Raw genomic sequence first — 17,955 nt, forward strand, 5'->3', positions numbered from 1 at the left:
CGACGTCGTCACTCGATCCGGTGCAGCGCCGACTGCGCCAGCCGACCCAGCAGCTCGGTGAGCTTCTCGACGTCGCGCTCGTCCCACTCGGCGAACACCGAGCGATACTGCGCGCGCGCCGCGCGGCGCACCGCGGCGTGCCGCGCGATCGCCTCGGGGGTGGGCGACACCTCGAAGATGCGGGCGTCCCCCTGCGACCGGCGCAGGGTCACGAGCCCCCAGTCCTTCAGGTCGCGCAGCTGGCGCGACACCGCCGACTTGTCCATCTGCGTCTCCGCCACGATGTCCGAGACCGCCAGCACCGCTCCCGGTGGGCGATGACTCGCGGTCAGCACAACGCGCAGCACATTCCATCCCGCGGGTCGCAGGCCGGGATGGATGGCCGCCGCGACGGCGGCCATCCTCCCCTTGACCAGCGGTCCGAGCGTCGCGAACGCGGCCTCGAGGTCGTCGACGGGCGTGGCGTCGTCCATCTCAGTCCTCGCGGACCGCCGGGTCGCCGGGGAGCTCGGCGAGCGCCCTCTCGGCTGCCTCATGACGCGCACGCGCCTGCTCGAGCACCTGCCCGGCATGCGCGGCCTCGGCGCGCATGGCCTGCTGCAGGCTGCGGTCATAGGCCCGCAGCGTCGCCGCGGCGTCGGCGGTGTGACGATCGATCTCGTCGAACGCGGCTTTGGCGCGGTCGACCACGGACTGCATCCGCTCCACCGCCTCCCGGGCCTTCTCCGCATCTCGCCAGACGGCCGCCGTCGCATCCTCGGTGAGCCCGCCCGCCGACGCCGGCTCGAGGTCGCCGTTGGCGCTCATCGCCCGGCGCTGTTCGGCGCGGGTCTGGGCCGCCCGGGCATGCTCCCGCTCCGGCTCATCCGTCTCGGGAAGAGCGATCTGCCCCGTCTCGACCAGCTCGCGGAAGCCGGCGCCGCCCTTCTCGGCGGGCTCGAGGGCGGCGAGCTCGGCACCGAGCTCCTCCTCGATCTGCTGCGCCGCGGTCTTGCGCGACAGCGGCTTGTTCGGGAGGAAGATCGTGCACAGCAGTGTGACGATCGCGAGGGGCACGACCAGGAGGAACAGGTGGGCGATCGAATCGCCGTAGCCGCTCTCCACGACCGTGCGCACGGGCTCGCACAGCGCGGCGATGTCGGGAAGGCTGCCCGACTGCATCCGCTCCAGGCTGTCCGCGCAGTCCGGGTACTCCGCCAGCACCTCCGGAACACCGAGGGCCGGGTCGATCCCCGCGAGCAGGTCCTCCAGGCCGGTCTTGATCTTGTCGCCGACCTGAGTCCCCAGGATGGACCCGAGGACGGTGACGCCGACCGTGCCGCCCAGGCTGCGGAAGAACGCGATGGCACCGCTGCCGGCGCCGAGCATCGCCGGGGGCAGCGAGTTCTGCGTGACGAGCACGAGGTTCTGCATCAGCACGCCCGAGCCCAGACCGAGCAGGAACATGAAGATCCAGACGTGCCACATCTCGGTGTCGTAGTGGATCGTCGACATCAGCCAGAGGCCCGCGGTGAGGACCACCGCGCCGAGGATGACGAAGATCTTCCACTTGCCGGTGCGAGAGATCGCCTGCCCGACGCCGATCGCGCCGGCCATCGAGCCGATCACCATCGGGATGGTCGCCAGCCCCGCGTCCGTCGGCGTGAAACCGCGCGCGTACTGGAGGTACTGGCTCAGGAACACGGACGTGCCGAACATCGTCACGCCGACGGACACCGACGCGACCGAGGCGAGGGCGAACGTGCGCTGCGCGAAGAGGCGCAGCGGGATGATCGGCTCCGCCACGACGAACTGCGTGATGATGGCGCCGAGCGTGAACAGCGCCCCCACGCCGACCATCGTGAGGCTCGCCGCCGAGTCCCACTCGAAGCCGCCGGCGTCGGGCTTTCCGCCGAGGCTGATCCAGATCAGGATGAGGCTGATGCCGGCGACGATGAACGCCGCGCCGACCAGGTCGAGCTTGACCGGCACCGGCTGCCCGGGGGCCGCGGGCTCTGAGACCTTCGCCCGGAACTCGGTCACGATCGCCGCGGCGGCCAGGAGCACGCCCGCGCCGGCGATGAAGAAGCTGATCGCGGAGTCCCACGCGAAGCCGCCCTCGTCGGGCCGACCGCCGAAGCCGACCCACAGCATGAGCATGCCGATGCTCGCCACGACGAAGCCGATGCCGAGGAAGTCGACGCGCACCGCGCGCGTGCGATTGGACACCTTGAGTGTCGCCTGCATCAGGACGAACGCGACGACCGCGACGGGCACCCCGATGAAGAAGCACCACTCCCAGCCCCAGGTGTCGGCGACCACGCCGCCGAGCAGAGGACCGGCGATCTGCCCGACCGCCATGACGGCGCCCATGATGCCCATGTACTTGCCACGCTCACGCGGGGCGATGATGTCGGCGATGACCACCTGACCCAGGGCCATGAGGCCGCCCGTGCCGACGGCCTGCACGAACCGCCATGCGATCAGCCATGTCGCGCCGCCTTCATCGAGATAGCCCGCGAAACCCGCAGCGACCGTGGCGAGCGTGAAGATCGCGAGCGCGATCTGCAGCAGCAGCTTGCGGTTGAAGATGTCGGCGAGCTTGCCCCAGACCGGCGTGGTCACGGTCATCGTCAGGAACGCGGCGACCAGCACCCACGTGTACTCGGTGTTGGTGCCACCGAGGTCGGCCATGATCTTCGGCATCGGCGTCGCGACGACCGTCGATGAGATCAGCACGACGAACATCGCCGCCATGAGGCCCGAGATCGCCTGGATGACCTGTGCGGGACGCATGGCGGGTGGGGACTGCGTATCGGGACGCCGAGCATCAGTTGACATGCATCAACCATGTCACAATCGTTGACTTGGATCAAATTCCCGCCCGCCGGCCGCCGCTGGGGCCTCGCGGCCCACACGAAGTAGGGTCGAGGGCGTGACCGAGACCAGCACGCGGAACGACGAGATCCGGGTCGCGGTCTCGACCGTGATCTTCTCTCTGCGCACCGCACCCGGCGCCGACCGCCTGATGCTGCCCCTGGTCAAGCGCACCCGCGCACCCCACGAAGGCATGTGGGCGCTGCCGGGCGGATGGCTGGACGCGACGGAGAGCCTCGGCGACGCCGCGTCACGCACACTGGCCGAGACCACGGCCCTCGCGCCCAGCTATCTCGAGCAGCTCTACACGTTCGGCGACGTGGACCGCTCCCCCACGCGCGTGGTGTCCGTCGTGTACTGGGCACTACTGCGCTCGGACCTGGTCGACGCACAGCGCTCGGTGGCCGGGGCTCCCGAGAACGTCGAGTGGTTCGACGTCGACGGCCTGCCGCCGCTCGCGTTCGATCACAACCGCATCGCCGAGTACGCGCTGTGGCGGCTGCGCAACAAGGTCGGCTACAGCCGCATCGCGGCGGGCCTCCTTCCCGACGAGTTCACCCTCACCGAGCTGCGCGAGGTCTACGAGTCGGTGCTCGGCCGCCGCCTGGATCCGTCGAACTTCCGCCGCCTGCTGGAGGGCTCGGAGGCGCTCGTGCCCACGGAGTCGTTCCGCACCGGCAAGCACCGCCCGGCGCGCCTCTTCCGGTACAACGCCGAGGCCGAGGCGGAGAGCCTCGGCCGCTCGTAGCCGCAGCGCCCCGCAGGGCGAGGCACCCCGCTCGCACGCGCCGGCCTCGCGCCGTCGGCGGGTGCGCGCGTCTTCACATGCCCGGCGTTGCAGTTCTGGTCAGGGTGACTTAATGTGGGCGCGACAGTAAGTGTCGCTTCGACCAGAAGGCGAGGGCCGCATGGCCGCCACTCCCCTGACCACCGCGCCGTCCGCGCCGTCCGCGCCGTCCGCGCCGTCCGCGCCGTCCGCCATCCCGTCGTCGACCATCGCTCGCTCGCGCGCGCTCGACGCCTCCGTGGACCGCGGCATCCAGGCGATCGTCTCCGGCGCCGCTCCCGGGAGCACCTGCAGCACGGAGCTGGCGGCGTCGCCCTGGACCTTCGACACAGCGCCGGGCTACGGGCCGGGCGCCTCGATGGGCGACGTGATCCCCACCGGCGCGCCACGTCAGGGCGAGCTGCCCATGGCCTATCGCGAGGCCTCGGACGACGAGCTGCATGCACGCATCGGGGCCGCCAAGCGGGCCCTCGGCGATCGGGTCGTCATCCTGGGGCACTTCTATCAGCGCGACGAGGTGGTGCGGCACGCCGACTACGTCGGCGACTCGTTCCAGCTGGCGAACGCCGCGAAGACCCATCCCGACGCCGAGGCGATCGTGTTCTGCGGCGTCCACTTCATGGCCGAGACCGCCGACCTCCTGTCGGGCGACGGGCAGGCCGTCATCCTGCCGAACCTCGCTGCCGGATGCTCCATGGCCGACATGGCCGACATCGACCAGGTCGAGGAGTGCTGGGAGCAGCTCGAGGAGCTGTACGGCCCCCTCGACGAGCCCGACGCGGACGGCCTCGTGCCCGTGGTGCCGGTGACCTACATGAACTCGTCGGCGGCGATCAAGGGCTTCGTGGGCCGGCACGGCGGCATCGTGTGCACCTCGTCGAACGCGCGCACCGTGCTCGAATGGGCGTTCGCGCGTGGCCGCCGCGTGCTCTTCTTCCCCGACCAGCACCTCGGCCGCAACACGGCGAAGGCCATGGGGGTGCCGCTCGACGCCATGCCCATGTGGAACCCGCACCGCCCGCTCGGCGGCTCCTCGACCGACGAGCTCCGCGCGGCTCGCGTCATCCTGTGGCACGGCTTCTGCTCCGTGCACCGTCGCTTCACCGTCGACCAGATCGACCGAGCGCGCGCCGAGCATCCCGGTGTGCGGGTGATCGTGCATCCCGAGTGCCCGATGCCGGTCGTGGACGCGGCCGACGAGTCCGGCTCGACCGACGTCATCCGGCGCGCGATCGAGCAGGCGACCGAGCCGACGACCTTCGCCATCGGCACGGAGATCAATCTGGTGCAGCGACTCGCCGCGCAGCATCCGCAGCACACGATCTTCTGCCTCGACCCGGTGGTCTGCCCCTGCTCGACCATGTACCGGATCCACCCCGGTTACCTCGCCTGGGTGCTCGAGGAGCTGGTGGCCGGCCACGTCGTGAACCGCATCACCGTGCCCGACGCCGTCGCCCACCCCGCGCGCGTCGCGCTCAACCGGATGCTCGCCTGCGTGCCGCAGGCGCCCGCCCGACGGGCCTGAGCGTGACCTCAGCCATCGTCGTGGGCACCGGCATCGCCGGTCTCACCTTCGCCCTGCACGCCGCACGCCGGGGCGTCGACGTGACGCTCGTGTCCAAGGCCGCGGCCGACGAGGGGTCCACCCGCCTGGCGCAGGGCGGCATCGCGGGCGCCGTCTTCGCCGCGGACCGGATCTCCGACCACGCGCGCGACACCCTGGCCGCGGGAGCCGGCCTGTGCGACGAGGCCGCGGTGCACGTGCTCGTCTCCGAGGGGCCCGCGCGCGTCCGCGAGCTCGCCGGGTGGGGAATCGCCTTCGACCGGGATGCCGACGGGCGGCTGCGCGGTGGACTGGAGGCCGCGCACTCGTTCCCCCGCATCCTGCACGCCGGCGGCGATGCGACCGGCCTGGCCATCGAGAGCGCGCTGCTGCGGGCCGCGCGCGAGGCGGGCATCCGGATCATCGAGCATGCCTTCCTCACCGGGATCGTGATGTCGGCAGGCAGGGCGAACGGGGTGCGGCTGCTGCGCGAGGGCAGGTCGCAGACGCTGACCGCGGACGCCATCGTGCTCGCCACGGGAGGCGCCGGCCGGCTGTTCTCGCGCACCACCAATCCGCGCGTGGCGACCGGAGACGGCATCGCAGCTGCGTTGCGCGCGGGGGCCGAGGTGCGCGACCTGGAGTTCGTGCAGTTCCATCCGACCGTGCTCGCGGCCGGATCGCCCTTCCTGATCTCCGAGGCGGTGCGGGGCGAGGGCGCGACGCTGATCGACGATGAGGGGAACCGCTTCGCGCTCGATGCCCATCCGGACGGCGAGCTGGCGCCCCGCGATGTCGTGGCGCGGGCCGTGGCCGCGTGCATGGCGGCGCAGGGCGGGCGGCCGGTGCGGCTAGACGCCACACGGGTGCCCCGTCTGCGGGAGCGCTTCCCCTCGATCGACGCCGCGATGCGCGAGCGCGGGCTCGACTGGACGCGCGAGCCGGTTCCTGTCACGCCCGCGGCGCACTACCTGATGGGAGGCGTGCGCACCGATCTGCACGCACGCACCACCCTGCCGGGGCTCTACGCGATCGGCGAGACCGCCCGCACGGGCGTGCACGGTGCCAATCGCCTCGCCTCGAACTCGCTGCTCGAGGGCGCGGTGTTCGGTGCGCGCGCGGCGGCGGACGTCGCACGCGGCGGCGGCGATCACCCGCTGCGCGCCACGTCTCCGGCCCGCGCTGAGGCGAGCGGCGACATCCTGCCGTTCTCGCGGGAGGCGCTGCAGGAGCTCATGTGGGCGCATGCGGGCCTGATCCGCGATGCCGACGGCCTGAGGCTCGCGGCCGACACGATCGCCGCCTGGTGCGCCGGGCGGCCCGCCCCGCGCACCGTCGCGGAGCACGAGGACGACAACCTGCTGCTGGTGGCGCAGTCCCTCGTGGCGGCGGCGCTCGCCCGACCCGCATCCGTCGGGGCCCACTGCCGTTCCGACGACATGCCGCGATCCCCCCTCCCCGTTCCCGCTCTTTCCGTTCCGTCAGGAGCCGCATGCTGACCCCGCAGACCATCGACCGCACCGTCGCGCTCGCGCTCGAGGAGGACGCACCGTGGGGCGACATCACGAGCCAGGCGCTGCTGCCCGCCGACGCGACGGCACGCGCCCAGCTGGTCGCGCGGGTGCCCGGCGTGCTGAGCGGCGCCGAGGTGTTCGCCGCCGCGTTCCGGCTGACCGACCCCTCGGTGAGCGTCGACCTGCATGCGGCCGACGGCGAGCGCTTCGAGAGCGGAGCCGTGCTCGCCACGGTCGCCGGACCGGCGCAGTCGCTGCTGACCGCGGAGCGCGTCGCGCTCAACTTCGCGCAGCGGATGTCCGGCATCGCGACCCTCACCGCGCGCTACGTCGCGGAGGTCGCGCACACGCGCGCCCGCATCGTCGACACCCGCAAGACCACGCCGGGCCTGCGCGCCTTCGAACGTCACGCCGTGCGATGCGGCGGCGGGTTCAACCACCGCTTCTCGCTGTCCGACGCCGTGATGGCGAAGGACAACCACCTCGCCGTGCTGACCGCGGGCGCGACAGGCGATGCGCTCACCGCCGCACTGCGTGCGGGGATCGCACGCCTGCCCCACACGATGCATGTGGAGGTCGAGGTCGACCGGCTCGAGCAGATCGAACCGGTGCTCGCGGCGGGAGCCCACACCGTGATGCTCGACAACTTCGCCCTCGCCGATCTTCGCCGGGGCGTCGAGCTCATCGGCGGACGAGCGATCGCAGAGGCGTCGGGCGGGGTCGACCTCGACTCCGTGCGCGCGATCGCCGAGAGCGGCGTCGATGTGATCTCGGTCGGAGCGCTGACGCACTCCGCCACCGCGCTCGACCTGGGCCTCGACGTGGTCGTGGGCGCCTGACGTGCTCTATCTCGACAACGCCGCGACGACCCCGGTGCGGCGCGAGGTGCTCGAGGCGATGGCGCCGTACCTCACCGGCGAGTTCGGCAACCCCTCGAGCCGCCATACGTATGGCGAGCGCGCCGCAGCGGCCCTCGAACAGGCGCGGGAGCGGATCGCGCCGCTGCTCGGCATGCGGCGCCGCGACATCGTGTTCACGTCGGGCGGCACGGAGGCGAACAACCTCGCAGTCAAGGGCATCGCGATCGCGGCGCAGCAGACACGCGGATCGCGGCACGTGATCGTCTCCGCCATCGAGCACGAGTCGGTGCTCGCGTCCGCCGACTACCTGCAGCGCGTGCACGGGTTCGAGATGACGCGGCTCCCGGTCGACGGCGCCGGCCGCGTGGATCCCTCGGAGCTGGCTGGCGCGATCCGGGATGACACGGCCCTGGTCTCGATCGCGCTCGCCAACAACGAGATCGGCACGGTGCAGGACATCGCCGCGCTCCGCCGTGCTGCGGAGCACGTGCCACTGCACACCGACGCCGTGCAGGCCGCCGGATGGCTGCCGCTCGACGACCTCGGGGTCGATGCCCTCACGGTGGCCGGCCACAAGCTGGGCGCGCCGAAGGGCACGGGGCTGCTCGCGGTACGAGGGCGCGTGCCGATCGAGCCGCTCGTGCACGGCGGCGGTCAGGAACGCGGGCGACGCAGCGGCACGGAGTCCGTGGCCGGGGCGGTGGCGCTCGCCACGGCGATGGAGCTGGCGGAGGCGGAGCGCGTCGCGAACGCGGCGCGCGTTGCGGCCCTGCGGGACGAGCTCGTCGAGCGAGTGCTCGCGGAGGTGCCGTCGGCGCGGCTCACGGGCCACCCGCGCGAGCGCCTTCCGGGCACCGCCAGCTTCACCTTCGAGGGCACGAGCGGAGAGGCGGTGCTGCTCGAGCTCGAGCGCCGGGGCATCGTCTGCTCGAGCGGCTCGGCGTGCGCCGCGGGCAGCTCCGACCCGTCGCACGTGCTCCTGGCCGTGGGGGTGCCGGCGGAGGTCGCGCTCACGGGCGTGCGCCTGTCGCTCTCCCAGACGCACCGCGAGGGCCTCGGTCCGGTCGCCGAGGCGATCGCCGCGTCGGTCGCGGCCGTGCGGGGCCTGTGACGCGTCGCCGCAGGAACGCGTCGCCACAGGACCGCGTCGCCGGAGCACCGCGTCGACGGAAGGCCGCGTCGCCATAGGATCGGCAGGTGACCGCCTCGCCGCTCGTGACCGTCATCGTGCCGGGCTGGAACGTCGCGCCGTACGCCGCAGAGGCGCTCGACTCGCTGCGCGCGCAGACGCTCGAGCGCTGGCGGGCCATCCTGATCGACGACGGGTCCACCGACGGCACCGGCGAGGTCTTCGCGGATGTCGCGGCGCGGGACGCGCGCTTCACGGTGGTCTCCCACCCCGTCCAGCGCGGCCTCGGAGCCGCCCGCAACACGGGACTCGCCCTCGTCGAGACCTCCTACGTGGCGTTCCTCGACGCCGACGACGTGATGCTCCCCCGCGCCCTCGAGCTGCTGGTCGGATCGCTCGAGCGCACCGCCAGCGACATCGCGGTGGGTCAGTACACCCGGCTGCGTCCGCTGCCCGGCGGACGATATGCGCCGTCGCCCGTGCAGCCCTGGGTCGAGGCCTCCACGTCGCCGGCACGCACCGGCGTCACGCTGGCCGAGCATCCGGAGGTGACCGGCAACATCGTGGCGTGGTCGAAGGTCAGCCGCACCGAGCTGTGGCGCGACGTGCGCTTCCCCCAGGGCCTGTACGAGGATCAGGCGGTGACGCAGCTGCTCTACACGCGCGCCCGGGCCATCGACACCGTCGCCGAGCCGGTGGTCCACTGGCGTGTGCGCGCGGAGGGCACCTCCATCACTCAGCGCGAGGCCGCACCCGACGTGCTGGCCGCGTGTCTCGACGCCCTGCGCGACGGCATCGACGTCCTGCGGCGAGAAGGCCCGGAGGTCGCCGTGCAGGCGCGCATCGCGCAGATCCTGCGGATGGACGTCCCCCGTCTGCGCTCACTCGATCTCGCTCCGCACTCTCGTGCGGCCGTGGAGGCCTTCGCCGCCGAACTCCACCCGCTCGTGCGCTGAATCGCGGTCAGGCGCCGGGAATCTGCGGCGGCGGAGCGTCGTCGAGCGCCACCGGCGTCAGCGCGACGCCTCGCGGGGACACGGGGCGGTCGTCGTCCGGCGGCTGATCGGCGCGGCGCGTGCGCAGCTGCGGGTCGTCGGCGTCGGACAGGCCCTCGGCCTCTGCCTCGAGCACGCGACTCGCGGCGAGCTGCTCCTCCGCCAGGTCCGCGTACAGGCCGCCGAGCGCGAGCAGCTCGGCGTGCGTGCCCGACTCGACGATGCGCCCGGCCTCGATCACGTGGATCACATCGGCATCGATGACGGTCGACAGGCGGTGCGCGATCGACAGCGTCGTGCGACCCGCGGCCGCCGTCTCCAGCGCATCCTGGACGATGCGCTCCGAGACGGTGTCGAGCGCACTGGTCGCTTCGTCGAGCAGCAGCACCGGCGGATCCTTCAACAGGACGCGCGCGATCGCGATGCGCTGCTTCTCGCCGCCCGAGAGGCGGTAGCCGCGCTCCCCCACGACCGTGTCGTAGCCCTGCTCGAACCCGGCGATGATGTGGTGGATGTTCGCCTTGCGGCAGGCCTCCTCGATCTCGGCGTCGCTCGCGTCGGGCTTCGCATAGCGCAGGTTCTCGCGGATCGTGGCGTGGAACAGATAGGTCTCCTGCGACACGATGCCGACGTGGTCGATGATCGACTCCTGGGTGAGCCGGCGCACGTCCGCTCCGGCGAACAGCACCTCTCCGGACGCCGCCTCGTACATGCGCGGGGTCAGGTACAGCACCGTCGTCTTGCCCGCGCCGCTGGGGCCGACGAAGGCCACCTGCTGCCCCGGCTCGGCCACGAACGAGACGCCCTGCAGCGTCGGCCGCGTCCGAGGGCTCGCGTCGGGGTACCGGAACGACACGTCGCGGAACTCGATGCGCCCGATCGGCCCCGGCGCATCGGCCACCGACATCGCGTCGGGAGCGTCCTGGATCGCCGGCTTCAGATCGAGGTACTCGAAGATGCGCGCGAACAGGGCCGCCGACGTCTGCACGTCGAGCGCCACCCGCATGAGGCCGATCAGGGGCTGGAGCAGGCGCGCCTGCACGGTCGTGAACGCGACGATCGTCCCCGCGGTGAGCATGCCGGCGCCGCCCGCCAGCAGGAATCCGGCGACGAGATAGATCACGGCCGGGACGCTGGCCATCAGCACGTGCACGACCGCGAAGAACCCCTGGCCGCTCATGGCCTGACGCACCTGCAGCCGGATCTGATTGGCGTTCTCGTCGGCGTAGCGCGCCGATTCGGTGCGCTGGCGGTTGAAGGACTTCGACAGCAGGATGCCCGACACGCTCAGGGTCTCCTGGGTGATGGCCGTCAGCTCCGACAGCGACTGCTGGGTCTCGGCCGCGATCTTCGCGCGGATCTGACCGACGCGTCGCTGCACCAGCACCAGGATCGGCATGAGGACCACCGCGATGAGGGTCAGGCGCCAGTCGATCAGGATCATCGCGACGAGCGACGCGATGACCGTGACGGTGTTGCCCAGGATGCTGGACACGGTGTTGGTGAGCACGCCCGAGACGCCGCCGACGTCGTTCTGGAGGCGCGACTGGATGACGCCCGTCTTGGTGCGCGTGAAGAAGCCGAGCTCCATGGCCTGCAGGTGCTCGAACATCCGCACCCGCAGGTCGCCCGTCACCCGGTTGCCGACGTTCGAGGTGAACCAGGTCTGGGCCACTCCGACGAGCGCGCTCGCGACGTACAGGCCGATCATGAGCAGGACCAGCCGCACGAGCAGGTCCATCCGCACGGCGCCGCCGTCGGTCGGGAACAGCGCGTCGTCGAAGATGCGCTGGATGACCAGCGGCGGGATGGCTCCGAGCGCCGCGCCGACGATCACGAGCAGCCCGGTGACGGCGATGCGGGCGCGGTAGGGGCGGAACAGCGCGACCACGCGCCGCCCCAGGTCGGGCACGCGCGGCGCCTCGGCGTTCTGCCGTCGCTGCGCGTCCTCGTCGACCCGGCCGAAGCCGCCCGGGCGGCCGCCGCCGCGCATCCCCATGCTCATGCGGCAAGCCTAATGACGGGCGCCGACAGGGTGACCGCCGGATGAACTCGCGCGGATCGGGAATGGGATGTCGGACGCCGCCGTTACGCTTGTGAGTCCGGCGGATCTCGCGTGGTTCATCCCGCGCCGCCGCGTCCGAGCCTCCGCTCGCTCCGCCCATCCGACGCTGCATGCGGCGATCCCGTCCCGCCTTCTCGAGGAGAACGATGACCGCCACAGACACCAGTACGAGCACCGGCTCGGTGCCCCGCCTCCCCGAGGTCGACCCGAAGGGCATGCGGGTCATCTGGCTGCTGCTGATCGCCGCGTTCGTCGCCATCCTGAACGAGACGACGATGAGCATCGCGATCCCGCATCTCAACGTCGATCTCGGCGTCCCGCCCGAGCTCGGCCAGTGGCTCACGAGCGCCTTCATGCTCACCATGGCCGTCGTCATCCCGACCACCGGCTTCCTGCTGCAGCGCCTCACGACGCGCCAGGCCTTCGTGCTCGCGATGTCGCTGTTCACCGCGGGCACCCTGCTGTGCCTGGTGGCGCCGGGCTTCGAGGTGCTGCTCGTCGGCCGCATCGTGCAGGCGGCCGGCACGGCCGTGACGATGCCGCTGCTCATGACCACGGTCATGACGGTGGTGCCGGGCCACGCGCGGGGCCGCATCATGGGCCGCGTCGGCATCGTGATCTCGCTGGCTCCTGCCATCGGGCCGACGCTGGCGGGCGTGCTGCTCGACGTCGCGAACTGGCGCTGGATCTTCGGCGTCGTGCTGCCCATCGCGCTCGTCGCGCTCGTCATCGGCGTCAAGCTGCTCACCAACCTGGGCGAGACCTCGCACGCGCCGCTCGACGTGCTCTCGGTCATCCTGTCGGCCCTGGCCTTCGGCGGCATCGTGTTCGGGCTCAGCCAGATGGGCGGCGGCTCGCACGGCGCCGAGGGCACGGCCGCGATGTCGCCCGCCGTCGCCACGGGCATCCTCGCCGGAGCGGTGGTCATGCTCGGCCTGTTCGTCTGGCGGCAGATCGCCCTGCAGCGGGTCGACGACGCGCTGCTCGACCTGCGCGTGTTCACCTCGCGCAACTTCACCATGGCGATCGTCGTGATGGGCATCCTGTCGCTGGCGATGTTCGGCACCTTCACGGCCCTGCCGCTGTACATGCAGAACGTGGCGGGCCTCACCGCGACCGAGTCCGGCCTCGTGGTGCTGCCGGGCGCCATCATGATGGGTGTGCTCGGCCCGTTCATCGGCCGCATCTACGACGCGCGCGGGCCCCGCATCCTGCTGATCCCCGGCACGGTGCTGGTGGCGGGGGTCATGGCGTTCTACGCGACGCTCACCGAGGCGACGCCGGTGTGGGCCCTCGTCGTGGCGCAGGTGACCATGTCGATCGGCATGGCGATGTCGTTCACGCCGCTGTTCTCGGCGTCGCTGGGATCGCTGCGGCCGCGCCTGTACTCGCACGGCTCGGCCGTGCTCAACACGCTGCAGCAGGTCGCGGGAGCGGCCGGCGTCGCGGTGCTCATCACCACCATGGCGTCGGTGTCCGCATCGCAGCAGGAGGCCGGCGTGGCAGAACTCGCGGCGGGAGCGGCCGGGGCGCGGGCGGCCTTCCTGTTCTCGGCCATCGTCGCGGTCGTCGCCGTCGTGGCGGCGTTCTTCGTGCGCAAGCCCGACGAGCCGGCCGAGGGATTCCACGGCGGGCACTGAGCCTGCCCACGCGAAAGGCCGTCACGCCGCAGGGACGTGACGGCCTTTCGCCGTCCGGGCACGGGCGTCCCGCGGGCTCAGACCGGCAGGCGGCACATGCCGTCGGCGCAGACTTCGGCCGCCGGGTCGCCGAGCGGTGTCAGGCCGAAACCCGGTCCCGGAAGCGCATCGAGGATCTGCGCGCGCACCGTCTCGTCGGGGTCGACGACGTCGTCTTCATGCGAAGTCACGCGGGCCATCGTACGCCTGGCGCGACGCGACGAGGGCCGCGGCTCGGCTACGCCTCCGGTCTGCCCCTGTCAAGGGACGTGCCCGCGAAGGAGGCGCCTCCTAGCGTCGCCAGTGTCCGGACGACCGGCCCGGGCACGACCGCAAGCGAAAGGGATGGACCCATGACCCTCGCACGTGACCTGATGACCCCCGATCCTCGATGCATCGCCGAGAACGGCACGCTCGTCGACGCCGCGAAGCTGATGTCCGACCTCGACGTCGGCGCGCTGCCGATCTGCGGCGAGGACGGAAAGCTCAAGGGCATGCTGACCGACCGCGACATCGTGGTGAAGTGCCTGGCGCAGGGCGGCGATCCCCGCACCGCGACCGCCGGCTCGCTCGGCGAAGGCACGCCCGTGTGGGTGGAGGCCGGGGCCGACGTGCGCGACGCCCTCACCCTCATGCAGGACCACCAGGTGCGTCGTCTCCCCGTCATCGAGGACCACAAGCTCGTCGGCATCCTCGCGCAGGCCGACGTGGCGCGCGAGCTCTCGGCGGTGGAGGCGGGAGAGACCGTCGAGGAGATCTCCGAGTGAGCGAGGCCGACGGCAGCCCCCAGCCCGGCACCGTCGCCGATCAGATCGTCCGACGCCTCAGCGAATGGGGCGTCGGACGCGTGTTCGGGTACAGCGGCGACGGCATCAACGGGGTGCTGGATGCCCTGCGCCGCTCCGAGGCCGACATCGAGTTCGTCCAGGCCCGGCACGAGGAGAACGCGGCTTTCATGGCGGTGGGCCAGGAGAAGTACGACGGCGGGGCCGGCGTGGTGATCTCCACGCAGGGCCCCGGCGCGATCCACCTGCTGAACGGGCTGTACGACGCCAAGCTCGATCACGCGCCGGTCGTGGCCCTGATCGGCCAGCAGCACCGCAGCACGCTGGGCTCGGGCTACATGCAGGAGGTCGATCTGCGCACGCTGTTCGCCGATGTCGCTTCGGCATACATCACCCAGGTCGCCACGCCGGAGCAGGTGCCGCTCGCGATCGACCGGGCCTTCCGGTGCGCGCTCGCCGAGCGGGCGCCGGCCGTGGTCATCCTGCCGCACGACGTGCAGAGCGCCGAGGCCTCGGAGGTCACGCGCTCGCCGAGCACCCCGTCGCACGGCGTCGTGCGCACGGCGGCGGTGTACGAGCCCGCCCTCGTCGCGCCCTCCCCCGAGAGGCTGCGTGAGGCCGCCGACCTCCTCGCCGGGGCGCGCCGCCCGATGATCCTCGCGGGCCGGGGCGCAGCGGCATGCGCGGATGAGCTCACGGGCCTGGCACGGCGTCTGCGTGCGGGCATCGTCACCAGCCTGCTCGGCAAGCCCTTCATCGACGAGTCGCTGCCGTTCGCGGCCGGCACCATGGGCCACCTCGGCACCACGGCGAGCGCCGAGCTGCTCACCGGGTGCGACCTGCTGCTGATCGTCGGCTCGAACGATCCCTGGACCGAGTACTACCCGGCCCCGGGACAGGCCGCCGCGATCCAGATCGACCGCGACCCGCGGATGATCGGCAACCGCTTCCCCGTCGATGTCGGCGTCGTGGCCGACGCGACCGCGGCTGTGCGCGGGCTCGCCGAGCTGATCGAGGAGCGCCCCGAGGACGACTGGTGGGCACGCGTGCTCGACGCGGTCGAGCGCTGGAATGACACGAGCGCGCGCCGCGCGGCCGTGCCGGCCGAGCCGCTCAACCCCGAGGCCGTGCTGCGCGCGCTGAACGGGCACCTGCCCGGCGACGCCCGCGTGGCCCTCGACGTCGGCAGCGTCGTGTACTGGTACGCCCGCCAGCTGCGGCTTCCGCGCGGGGTGCCCGCGCACGTCTCGGGCACGCTGGCGACCATGGGGTGCGGCGTGCCGTACGGTCTGGCGGCCAAGCTCGGCGCGCCGGGCAGGCCGACCGTGGTGCTGGCGGGGGACGGCGGCATGCAGATGACGGGCGTGGCCGAGCTGATCACGGTGGCAGACCGCTGGCGCGACTGGGCCGATCCGCGCTTCATCGTGGCGGTGTTCGACAACGGCGATCTGGCCGAGGTCAGCTGGGAGCAGCGCGAGATGGAGGGCGCGCCCCGCTTCCCGGATACGCAGGATCTGCCCCGATTCCCCTACGCCGAGTACGCCCGGATGCTGGGCCTGGAGGGCGAGACCGTCGCGTCGCCGGATGATCTGGATGCCGCGTGGGGCCGCGCGTTCGCGAGCGACCGGCCGTACATCCTGCATCTGCGGACGGATCCCGCCGTGCCGCTGCTGCCGCCTTCGGCGTCATCCCCCGACGCGGCCGACACCATGCGGAAGGCGCTGCAGGACGAGGCCGCGCACGGCGGCGCGCACGCCGAGCGGGCGCTGCGGCTCTTGGACGCCTACCTCGACATGCCCGCGACCTGAAGGAGGCGGCGGGCCCGGACGCACCCGGGCCCGCCTCCCTTCACGCGGGCGGTGGATACGGCGACTCGATCAGCACGCGCGCGAGGTGCGCGGCGTTGCGGGCGAGCGTCGCCGTGGTGCTCGCCACCTTCTCGGGCGTCTGCTCGAGGTCCTTGTAGTCGACCGTCTGCATGGCCTCCCCGTTCCAATAGACCCCGCCCTGCGAGGGCACCGAGAAGCCGACGTCGACCAGCGCCTGGTACAGGTCGGCCGTGATGCCGTGCGCCCCATCCTCGTTCCCGAGCACCACGGTCACGGCGACCTTCCCCGCGAGGATCTGGCGGCCCTCCTCATCCGTCTCCGACAGCTCCGCGTCGAGCCGCTCCAGCACGCGCTGGGCGACGCTCGACATGTGCCCCATCCAGGTCGGCGTGCCGAACACCAGGATGTCGGCCTCCAGCACCTTGCGCCGCAGCGCGGGCCACTCGTCGCCGTCCCCCATGTCGGTCTTCACCCCGGGACGCACGTCATGGTCGACGACGCGGACCTGCTCCCCCGTCACGCCCCACGTGGCCAGCGCGTCGAGCACCTGGCCGTTGAGCACCTCGGTGCTCGATGCCGCCGGCGAGGGCGAGAGGGTGCAGTTGAGTGCGAGTGCGCGCACGTTCGCTCCTCCCTCAGGCAGCCGGGTGCAGCAGCACCTTGGTCCAGCCGTCCTCGCGCTTGTCGAAGCGCTCGTAGGCCGACGGCGCCTCGTTCAGGGCGAGCTCGTGCGAGACGATCAGCGAGGGGTTCGCACGGCCCTGGATGATCAGGTCGCGCAGCTCGCGGTTATAGCGCTTGACCGGGCATTGCCCCGTGCCGATGGTCAGCCCCTTCTCGAACGCCGCACCGAACGTGAACTCGTAGCGGCCCTGCTTCGCGGGCTCGGTCGATGCGCCCGGATCCTGCGACACGTACACGCCGACCACCCCGAGACCGCCGGTCGCGCGCACCACCTTGACGAGCTGGTCGAGCACCAGCTCGGGGTGCTCCTCGCCCGCCGCGTCGTGCGCCTGGTAGCCGACCGCCTCGATGCCGCAGTCGGCGCCCTGCCCACCGGTCGCATCCATGACCGCCTGTTCGACATCCGTCTTCGAGAAGTCGACGGCCGTGGCGCCGAACCGCTCGGCCAGCGCGAGCCGGTCAGGCTCCTTGTCGACCACCATCACCTGCGCCGCCCCCTTGAGCATCGCGCTGTGTGCGGCCATGAGGCCCACCGGACCCGCCCCGAACACCACGACCGAGCTGCCCGGCTTCACTCCGGCGAGCTCGGCGCCGTGGTAACCCGTCGGGAAGATGTCCGACAGCATGGTGAAGTCGTTCTCGTGCTCGGTCCCCTCGGGCAGCAGCAGGAGGTTGAAGTCGGCCCACGGCACCCGCAGGTACTCCGCCTGACCACCCTGGTACGGGCCCATCTTCGGATAGCCGTAGCCGGCGCCGGGCATTCCAGACGGGTTCGCGCGCTGACAGGCCGACGTGAAGCCGGCGTTGCAGTTGCGGCACGTGCCGCACGCGATGTTGAACGGCACAGAGACGCGATCGCCGACCTTGATGCGCTCGACCCCGGGACCGACCTCGACCACGACGCCCATGTTCTCGTGGCCGAGAGTCATGCCCGACTCCATCGGGGCGCGCCCCTCGTACGGGTGCAGGTCGGAGCCGCAGATGTTCGCGGTCGTGATCTTGATGACCGCGTCGAGCGGGGCTTCGATCCTCGGATCGTCGACTTCCTCGACGCGCACGTCGAAGGCATCGCGATAGACGACGGCTTTCATGGCTCTCCTCTCGTCGCCGGCGCGGATCGCCGGCACTCGCGAGTCAACGCCACCCGTCTTCCGCTGTCGCCCGGGTTGACAGACCGGCGGTGCGCGCGACCGATCCAGGGTTCGAGCAGGTTGACCGCGTCAGGATGG

At 71.9% G+C, this 17,955-nt stretch carries 15 protein-coding genes; 9 read left to right on the forward strand and 6 right to left on the reverse strand.

Features of this window, described 5'->3' with window-relative positions:
• Positions 1-8 precede the first annotated feature (8 nt).
• Both ABTW64_RS04840 and ABTW64_RS04845 read right to left on the reverse strand, forming a co-directional pair.
• Positions 9-473, reverse strand: coding sequence for a MarR family winged helix-turn-helix transcriptional regulator (locus ABTW64_RS04840; RefSeq protein ID WP_350619785.1), 465 nt, complete (start codon positions 471-473; stop codon positions 9-11).
• A gap of 1 nt (position 474) precedes the next feature.
• Complete coding sequence (locus tag ABTW64_RS04845) at positions 475-2,775, reverse strand: MFS transporter (RefSeq protein ID WP_350619787.1); 2,301 nt, start codon at positions 2,773-2,775, stop codon at positions 475-477.
• A gap of 139 nt (positions 2,776-2,914) precedes the next feature.
• Between ABTW64_RS04845 and ABTW64_RS04850 the strand changes: the two genes are divergently transcribed.
• From ABTW64_RS04850 to ABTW64_RS04875, 6 genes are all read left to right on the forward strand, one after another.
• A complete protein-coding gene (locus ABTW64_RS04850) occupies positions 2,915-3,604 on the forward strand; it encodes an NUDIX hydrolase (protein WP_350619789.1) in 690 nt (229 codons plus the stop codon).
• Positions 3,605-3,764: 160 nt separating this feature from the next.
• Positions 3,765-5,168: a quinolinate synthase NadA gene (nadA, locus tag ABTW64_RS04855; protein ID WP_350619792.1), complete on the forward strand. Its 1,404-nt coding sequence runs from the start codon at positions 3,765-3,767 to the stop codon at positions 5,166-5,168.
• Between the two features lie 2 nt (positions 5,169-5,170).
• Positions 5,171-6,685, forward strand: coding sequence for an L-aspartate oxidase (nadB, locus tag ABTW64_RS04860; RefSeq protein WP_350619794.1), 1,515 nt, complete (start codon positions 5,171-5,173; stop codon positions 6,683-6,685).
• Positions 6,679-7,539 carry a carboxylating nicotinate-nucleotide diphosphorylase gene (gene nadC / locus ABTW64_RS04865; RefSeq protein WP_350619796.1) on the forward strand — a complete coding sequence of 287 codons (861 nt, stop codon included), beginning with the start codon at positions 6,679-6,681 and terminating at the stop codon, positions 7,537-7,539. Before nadB ends, nadC begins: the two co-directional genes overlap by 7 nt.
• A 1-nt stretch (position 7,540) precedes the next feature.
• A complete protein-coding gene (locus ABTW64_RS04870) occupies positions 7,541-8,671 on the forward strand; it encodes a cysteine desulfurase family protein (protein ID WP_350619798.1) in 1,131 nt (376 codons plus the stop codon).
• Between the two features lie 86 nt (positions 8,672-8,757).
• Positions 8,758-9,645, forward strand: coding sequence for a glycosyltransferase family 2 protein (locus ABTW64_RS04875; protein WP_350619801.1), 888 nt, complete (start codon positions 8,758-8,760; stop codon positions 9,643-9,645).
• Positions 9,646-9,652: 7 nt separating this feature from the next.
• Here the strand turns inward: ABTW64_RS04875 and ABTW64_RS04880 are convergent, their stop codons facing one another.
• Entirely contained in the window at positions 9,653-11,683 is a 2,031-nt protein-coding gene (locus ABTW64_RS04880) for an ABC transporter ATP-binding protein (protein ID WP_350620497.1), read from the reverse strand.
• A 212-nt stretch (positions 11,684-11,895) separates the two neighbouring features.
• Between ABTW64_RS04880 and ABTW64_RS04885 the strand changes: the two genes are divergently transcribed.
• The gene (locus tag ABTW64_RS04885) at positions 11,896-13,389 is read left to right on the forward strand and encodes an MDR family MFS transporter (protein ID WP_350619803.1); all 1,494 of its coding nucleotides are present in this window, start codon (positions 11,896-11,898) and stop codon (positions 13,387-13,389) included.
• Positions 13,390-13,466: 77 nt separating this feature from the next.
• Here ABTW64_RS04885 and ABTW64_RS04890 read toward each other — a convergent pair whose 3' ends face one another.
• Positions 13,467-13,619: a hypothetical protein gene (locus tag ABTW64_RS04890; RefSeq protein ID WP_350619805.1), complete on the reverse strand. Its 153-nt coding sequence runs from the start codon at positions 13,617-13,619 to the stop codon at positions 13,467-13,469.
• Positions 13,620-13,781: 162 nt separating this feature from the next.
• On the opposite strand from ABTW64_RS04890, the gene ABTW64_RS04895 reads away from it, so the two are divergent.
• Together ABTW64_RS04895 and ABTW64_RS04900 are read left to right on the forward strand one after the other, a co-directional pair.
• Positions 13,782-14,195 carry a CBS domain-containing protein gene (locus ABTW64_RS04895; protein ID WP_350619807.1) on the forward strand — a complete coding sequence of 138 codons (414 nt, stop codon included), beginning with the start codon at positions 13,782-13,784 and terminating at the stop codon, positions 14,193-14,195.
• Positions 14,192-16,021 carry a thiamine pyrophosphate-requiring protein gene (locus tag ABTW64_RS04900; protein WP_350619809.1) on the forward strand — a complete coding sequence of 610 codons (1,830 nt, stop codon included), beginning with the start codon at positions 14,192-14,194 and terminating at the stop codon, positions 16,019-16,021. The genes ABTW64_RS04895 and ABTW64_RS04900 overlap by 4 nt, the downstream gene beginning before the upstream one ends.
• A 40-nt stretch (positions 16,022-16,061) precedes the next feature.
• Here ABTW64_RS04900 and ABTW64_RS04905 read toward each other — a convergent pair whose 3' ends face one another.
• Both ABTW64_RS04905 and ABTW64_RS04910 read right to left on the reverse strand, forming a co-directional pair.
• Positions 16,062-16,664, reverse strand: coding sequence for a flavodoxin family protein (locus ABTW64_RS04905; protein WP_350619811.1), 603 nt, complete (start codon positions 16,662-16,664; stop codon positions 16,062-16,064).
• Positions 16,665-16,677: 13 nt separating this feature from the next.
• On the reverse strand, positions 16,678-17,817 hold the full coding sequence (locus ABTW64_RS04910; protein WP_350619813.1) for a glutathione-independent formaldehyde dehydrogenase: 1,140 nt from the start codon (positions 17,815-17,817) through the stop codon (positions 16,678-16,680).
• Positions 17,818-17,955: the final 138 nt, after the last annotated feature.

Source organism: Microbacterium sp. NPDC096154 (assembly GCF_040302945.1).
In the GTDB taxonomy this organism is placed as follows: domain Bacteria; phylum Actinomycetota; class Actinomycetes; order Actinomycetales; family Microbacteriaceae; genus Microbacterium.